Consider the following 6,753-nt stretch of genomic DNA (forward strand, 5'->3'; position numbering starts at 1 on the left):
ATCACGGGGGAATGCGGGGGGAACACCGAGGAGCGGGGCTGGAAGGCCGGGGGTCCTTCCAGCCCCGCTTTCGTGTGTGCGTGCGGGCGTACGGCACAGCGGTGCATGCGGCACATGCGGCGTGTGAGACACACGCGTCATGCGTGCCGTGCGTGACACACGCGCCCATGGGCCGTGCGCCCTCGGCTCACGCCGTCGTCCGCGTCCGGGTCTGCCGTCCCGCGGCCGCCGCTGCCGCCAGCCGGCCCAGGGCCTCGTCCCGGCCGCAGGGATGGGCGCCCAGCGCGACCTGACGGGCGACGATCGAGCGCTCGGCGCGCATCAGCCGCCAGCCGCGGCGCAGCAGGAACGGCACCGACTTGCGGCCCTCCTTCAGATCCCGCAGAAAACGCCGGCGGAAGGTGGTGACCGGCCCGCGGGACAGGCACAGCGCGTCGGCCAGGACGCCCAACTCCCGGCAGCGCTCCACGATCTCGGCGGCGAAGATGCCCTCCGCGACGAACAGCGGGGAGCGGCCGAGGTGCAGCGGCCTCTCGCCGGTACGGGCGCTCAGGGCGAGGTCGTAGACCGGAACCGTCGTGCTGCCCGTGGTGCACAGCCGGGTGATCGCCTCCACCGCGGCGTCCGCGTCCCACGAGTCGGGGTGGTCCCAGTCGATGTCCGAGCTTCCCGCCACCAGGGGCAGGGTGGGGTCGTCGCCCTCCTTGTAGAAGTCGTCGAGGCGCAGCACGGGCAGCCCGCAGCGGGCGGCGACCATGGACTTGCCCGAGCCCGAGGGCCCACAGAGCAGCACGACACGAGCGGGTGACGGCAGAGGAGAACTCACGGGGGACCAGTCTGGCGCATGGCGGTGCGCCCGCCGCACCCGCGGGGTGGTTTCGGGACGTGGCCTGTGTCTCACCCGCGGGACGCACCGCTTGCGACTGCGGGGTGCACCGCCGCGGCCACGGAGGGCGACGGTGAGGGCGAGGGCCGGCACGTGTCCTTCTCCGGTCCCTCCCCGGTTCCTCCCCCTCTGTTTCCTCCTCGCTCCCTCGCCGACGTCCGCCCGCCCGCCGTCGCGACCGCAGGGGGACACGGAAACACCGGGGCGCGGGGGTGCGGGGACGCACGGACAAGGGCCGCGCCCCCTTCCGGAGAGGCGGGAGGCGCGGCCCTTGTCCGCTCCGGTCCGCTCGTGCCCGTGCTCTCGTCCGCCGGGTCCGCCGCTGCCGGCGAGGGCGGCTCAGTACGACGAGCCCGACGCGCCCAGGGCGCCCGTGGGGTGCCAGACCGTCTTCGTCTCCAGGAAGGCCGTCAGACGCTCGGTGCCGGGAGTCGCAAAGTAATCCACAGGCTGTGGACGCAGAACGCGCTTGAGGTTGTCCGCCGCCGCGATCTCCAGTTCCCTGGCCAGCTCCTCGTCGGCGCCCGTCAGGTCGATCGCGTTGACGTCCTGGTGGGCGGCGAGGGGCGCGGCGATCTCCGCCGTACGGCCGGAGAGGATGTTGACGACACCGCCGGGCAGGTCGGAGGTGGCCAGGACCTCGCTCAGGGAGAGGGCGGGCAGGGGAGCCTTCTCGGAGGTCACGACGACCGCCGTGTTGCCGGTGGCGATCACCGGGGCGATCACCGAGACCAGGCCCAGGAACGACGACTCCTGGGGGGCCAGGACCGCCACGACGCCCGTCGGCTCCGGTGTGGAGAGGTTGAAGAACGGGCCCGCCACCGGGTTGCCGCCGCCCACCACCTGGGCGATCTTGTCGGTCCAGCCCGCGTACCAGACCCAGCGGTCGATCGCCGCGTCCACCTGGGCGGCCGCCTTCGCCCTCGACAGGCCCTCGGCGTCGGCCACTTCGCGCACGAACTGCTCGCGGCGGCCCTCCAGCATCTCCGCGACGCGGTACAGGATCTGGCCCCGGTTGTACGCCGTCGCGCCCGACCACGGCCCGAACGCCTTGCGTGCCGCCACGACCGCGTCACGGGCGTCCTTGCGGGAGGACAGCGGTACGTTCGCCAGCCAGTTGCCCTTGGAGTCGGTCACCTCGTACACCCGGCCGCTCTCGGAACGCGGGAACTTCCCGCCGATGTACAGCTTGTAGGTCTTGAAGACCGGCAGTCGGGACGCGGTCTTTTCCGTCTTATCGGACATCGAGGTACGCCTCCAGACCGTGGCGGCCGCCCTCGCGGCCGAAGCCCGACTCCTTGTAGCCGCCGAAGGGCGAGGTCGGGTCGAACTTGTTGAACGTGTTGGACCAGATCACGCCCGCGCGGAGCCTGTTCGCCACCGCCAGCATCCGCGACCCCTTCTCGGTCCAGATGCCCGCCGACAGGCCGTACGGCGTGTTGTTGGCCTTGGCGACGGCCTCCTCCGGGGTGCGGAAGGTGAGGACGGACAGCACCGGGCCGAAGATCTCCTCACGGGCGATGGTGTGCGCCTGGGTGACGTTCGTGAAGAGCGTCGGGGCGAACCAGTAGCCGGAGGAGGGGAGTTCGCAGGCCGGCGACCAGCGCTCGGCGCCCTCCGCCTCGCCCTGGTCGGCGAGCGCGGTGATCCGGGCCAGCTGCTCGGCGGAGTTGATCGCGCCGATGTCGGTGTTCTTGTCCAGCGGGTCGCCCAGGCGCAGGGTGGAGATCCTGCGCTTGAGGGCGTCGAGCAGTTCGTCGTGGACCGACTCCTGGACCAGCAGGCGCGAGCCCGCGCAGCAGACCTGCCCCTGGTTGAAGAAGATCCCGCCCACGATGCCCTCGACGGCCTGGTCGATCGGCGCGTCGTCGAAGACGATGTTGGCGCCCTTGCCGCCCAGTTCCAGGGTCAGCTTCTTGCGGGTGCCCGCGACCGTGCGGGCGATCTCCTTGCCGACGGCCGTGGAGCCGGTGAAGGCGACCTTGTCCACGTCCGGGTGCGCGACGAGCGCGGCGCCCGCGTCGCCGTAGCCCGGAAGGATGTTGACGACTCCCTTGGGCAGACCGGCCTGGCGGCAGATGTCCGCGAAGAACAGCGCGGAGAGGGGGGTGGTCTCGGCGGGCTTGAGCACGACCGTGTTGCCGGTCGCGAGCGCCGGGGCGATCTTCCACGCCAGCATCAGCAGCGGGAAGTTCCAGGGGATGACCTGACCGGCCACGCCCAGCGGCTTCGGGTCCGGGCCGAAGCCGGCGTGCTCGAGCTTGTCCGCCCAGCCGGCGTAGTAGAAGAAGTGCGCGGCGACCAGCGGGAGGTCCACGTCGCGGGTCTCCCGGATCGGCTTGCCGTTGTCCAGCGTCTCCAGGACCGCCAGCTCCCGGCTGCGCTCCTGGATGATGCGGGCGATGCGGAAGAGGTACTTGGCGCGCTCGGAGCCGGGCAGCGCCGACCACGTCCCGAACGCCTTGCGGGCGGCCCTCACCGCACGGTCGACGTCCTCCTCCTTGGCCTGGGCGACCTCGGAGAGGACCTCCTCGGTGCTCGGACTGATCGTCTTGAAGACCTTGCCGTCGGCGGCCTCGGTGAACTCCCCGTCGATGAACAGGCCGTAGGACGGGGCGATGTCGACGATCGCGCGCGACTCGGGCGCGGGTGCGTACTCGAATGCCATGGTGATCAGTCCACCGTCACGTAGTCGGGGCCGGAGTAGCGGCCGGTGGCCAGCTTCTGGCGCTGCATCAGCAGATCGTTCAGGAGCGAGGAGGCGCCGAAGCGGAACCAGCGGTTGTCCAGCCAGTCCTCGCCGACGGTCTCGTTGACCAGGACGAGGTATTTGATCGCGTCCTTGGCGGTGCGGATGCCGCCGGCCGGCTTCACCCCGACCTGCACACCGGTCTGCGCCCGGAAGTCGCGGACGGCCTCCAGCATCAGCAGGGTGTTGGCCGGGGTGGCGTTGACGGCGACCTTGCCGGTGGAGGTCTTGATGAAGTCGGCGCCCGCCAGCATGGCGAGCCAGCTCGCCCGGCGGATGTTGTCGTACGTCGACAGCTCGCCGGTCTCGAAGATGACCTTCAGCCGGGCCTTCGTCCCGCAGGCCTCCTTCACGGCGGCGATCTCCTCGTACACCTTCAGATAGTCGCCGGCGAGAAACGCTCCGCGGTCGATGACCATGTCGATCTCGTCGGCGCCCGCGGCGACCGCCTCGCGCACGTCCGCCAGCTTGACGCTCAGCGGGGCGCGGCCGGCCGGGAAGGCGGTGGCGACCGAGGCGACCTTCACGTCCGAGCCGGCGACGGCCTGCTTGGCGGCGGCCACCATGTCGGGGTAGACGCAGACGGCCGCGACGGCGGGGGTCGTACGGTCCGTCGGATCGGGGCGGACCGCCTTGGCGCCGAGTGCCCGGACCTTGCCCGGGGTGTCCGCGCCTTCCAGCGTCGTCAGGTCGACCATCGAGATGGCGAGGTCGAGGGCGTAGGCCTTCGCGGTGGTCTTGATGGAACGGGTGCCGAGCGAGGCGGCGCGCGCCTCCAGGCCGACCGCGTCGACGCCGGGCAGTCCGTGGAGGAAACGGCGCAGTGTGCTGTTGGACGCGGTGACGTCGGCAAGTGCGGCGGGTGCTGTGGTGGGCATGGTCACCAGGCGAGCATATCTACGCGCGTAGCGGCTGTATAGCCCCCGGGCTCCGTCGTCACCTTTCCGTTGTCTGCCGTCCGCCGTCCCGCGTCCCCGCCCCGGGAGCGGGGCACCGCGGATGAGCCGCGTTCCGGGGCGTCGTGCACAATCGGGGCCATGACGACGCCCGACCACGAGCCCACCGAGCCGCAGTCCCAGAGCCCCGAGTCCGAGGACCGGGTCTTCCGGTCGTCCGCAGGCATCGCGGGCGGGGTCCTGATGCTCGCCATCATCGGCTGGCTGGGCATCGACGCGCTGATCGCCGGCCGGGGCCGCACCCCGTGGCTGGCGCTCGCCGGGATGCTGCTGCTCGTGCCGCTCGTGGTCGCCTTCACCCTGCGGCCCGCCGTGCACGCCAACGCCGAGCGGCTGCGGATCCGCAACCCCTTCCGTGTGATCGTGCTGCCCTGGGGCCAGATCTCCGGCCTGCGCTCCGGCTACTCCAACGAGGTCCTCGACCGGTCCGGCACCAAGTACCAGCTGTGGGCGCTGCCCGTGTCCCTGCGGGCGCGCAAGAAGGCCGCCCGGCAGCAGGCGCGGGCCGCCGCCACGGGCGAGCGCGAGGCGAGCGGTGCGGTGCGGGCCGGGACCGGCGGGCGGCGCGTCGGAGCCTTCGGTTTCGGGGGACCGGGCGCCGGGGGCGACGGACCCGTCCGCGCGGAGACCGACCAGTACATGGACGACCTGCGGGCGATGCAGGAACGGTACGAGAACGCCGAGTCCGCCCAGGGCGAGGTGAGCGTCCGCTGGGCGTACGAGGTCGTCGGGCCGGCGGTGGCCGGTGCGGTGGTGCTGGCGATCCTGCTGGCGGTGGGATGACGGGCACACCGGCGGACCGCAACGCAAGCGGCGCGGAACAGAACCGCTGAGAGACCCGCGGACGAGGAAAACGAAGAAGGGGTGCTCCCCCGCGCGAGGGAGCACCCCTTCCGCTTCCGGTGCGGTCGCGGGTCAGATGCCGGCGGCCGCGGACAGGTCCCGCTTGAGCGACTCCAGGAGGGCGGTGGCCCGGGCACGGGCCGACGGGAGCCCGGCGCGCGTCGCCACCGGGATCACCACCTCCAGGTAGCACTTCAGCTTGGGTTCCGTGCCGCTGGGGCGGACGATCACACGGGCGCCGTCGAGGGTGCAGCGCAGGCCGTCCGTGGGAGGCAGGGTGCCGACGCCCCGGGAGAGGTCCTCGAAGCGGAGGACGGGCAGGCCCGCCAGCGCGGTCGGGGGCTGCTCGCGCAGACGGCGCATCGCGTCGGCGATCAGCGAGAGGTCCTGGACCCGGACCGAGAGCTGGTCGGTGGCGTGCAGACCGTGCTCGACGGCGAGGTCGTCGAGGAGGTCCAGGAGGGTGCGGCCCTCCTGCTTGAGCCGGGAGGCCAGCTCCGTGGTCAGCAGGGCGGCGGTGATGCCGTCCTTGTCGCGTACGCCGCCGGGGTCGACGCAGTAGCCGAGGGCCTCCTCGTAGCCGTAGCGCAGGCCCTCCACACGGGCGATCCACTTGAAGCCGGTGAGGGTCTCCTCGTAGGGCAGGCCCGCCTTCCCGGCGATGCGGCCGAGCAGGGAGGACGACACGATCGACGCCGCGAACGCGCCGGTGGCTCCCCGGGAGACCAGATGGGCGCCCAGCAGCGCGCCGACCTCGTCGCCGCGCAGCATGCGCCAGTCCGCGCCGTCCTTGACCGCCACCGCGCAGCGGTCCGCGTCCGGGTCGTTGGCGATGACCAGGTCGGGCTCCGTCTCGCGGGCCTTCGCGAACGCCAGGTCCATCGCGCCGGGCTCCTCCGGGTTGGGGAAGGCCACGGTCGGGAAGTCCGGGTCCGGGTCCGCCTGTTCGAGGACCAGGTCGGGGGCGGGGAAGCCGGCGCGGGCGAAGGCGGCGAGGAAGGTGTCCTTGCCGACCCCGTGCATCGCCGTGTAGACGGTGCGCGCGGTGCGGGGGGAGCCGGGGTCCAGCACGGCGTCCGTACGGGCGAGATAGGCCTCGAGGATCTCCTCGCCGAGCACCTCCCAGCCGGAGTCCGGACGGGGGATGCCGGAGAGAGAGGTGATCGCGTCGATCTCGGCGGCGATGCCGGTGTCCGCCGGGGGGACGATCTGGGAGCCGTCGCCCAGATAGACCTTGTAGCCGTTGTCGCGGGGCGGGTTGTGGCTGGCGGTGACCGCCACCCCGGCGACCGCGCCGAGGTGGCGGTCACCGCCAGCCA

6 protein-coding genes are annotated in these 6,753 nt (G+C 72.2%); 1 reads left to right on the plus strand and 5 read right to left on the minus strand.

What is annotated here, in order from left to right:
- Nucleotides 1-187: 187 nt before the first annotated feature.
- The 4 genes from CCN35_RS25130 to deoC all read right to left on the minus strand — a co-directional run bounded on the left by CCN35_RS25130 (nt 188) and on the right by deoC (nt 4,513).
- Nucleotides 188-793 (minus strand): uridine kinase family protein, encoded by a 606-nt coding sequence (locus tag CCN35_RS25130; protein WP_067394362.1) that lies wholly within the window; start codon nt 791-793, stop codon nt 188-190.
- Between the two features lie 432 nt (nt 794-1,225).
- A complete protein-coding gene (locus CCN35_RS25135) occupies nt 1,226-2,131 on the minus strand; it encodes an aldehyde dehydrogenase family protein (protein ID WP_086794438.1) in 906 nt (301 codons plus the stop codon).
- On the minus strand, nt 2,121-3,554 hold the full coding sequence (locus CCN35_RS25140; protein ID WP_067394355.1) for an aldehyde dehydrogenase family protein: 1,434 nt from the start codon (nt 3,552-3,554) through the stop codon (nt 2,121-2,123). The genes CCN35_RS25135 and CCN35_RS25140 overlap by 11 nt, the downstream gene beginning before the upstream one ends.
- Before the next feature lie 5 nt (nt 3,555-3,559).
- Entirely contained in the window at nt 3,560-4,513 is a 954-nt protein-coding gene (gene deoC, locus CCN35_RS25145) for a deoxyribose-phosphate aldolase (protein WP_067394352.1), read from the minus strand.
- Nucleotides 4,514-4,672: 159 nt separating this feature from the next.
- Here deoC and CCN35_RS25150 point away from each other — a divergent pair, with 159 nt between their 5' ends.
- Complete coding sequence (locus tag CCN35_RS25150; protein WP_067394349.1) at nt 4,673-5,374, plus strand: PH domain-containing protein; 702 nt, start codon at nt 4,673-4,675, stop codon at nt 5,372-5,374.
- Nucleotides 5,375-5,506: 132 nt separating this feature from the next.
- On the opposite strand, the gene CCN35_RS25155 is transcribed toward CCN35_RS25150, so the two are convergent.
- Nucleotides 5,507-6,753 (minus strand): phospho-sugar mutase (locus CCN35_RS25155; protein ID WP_086794439.1); only part of this gene is annotated, 1,247 nt, incomplete at its 5' end.

It is taken from the genome of Streptomyces thermovulgaris, from assembly GCF_002155915.1.
GTDB classification, from domain to species: Bacteria; Actinomycetota; Actinomycetes; order Streptomycetales; family Streptomycetaceae; genus Streptomyces; species Streptomyces thermovulgaris.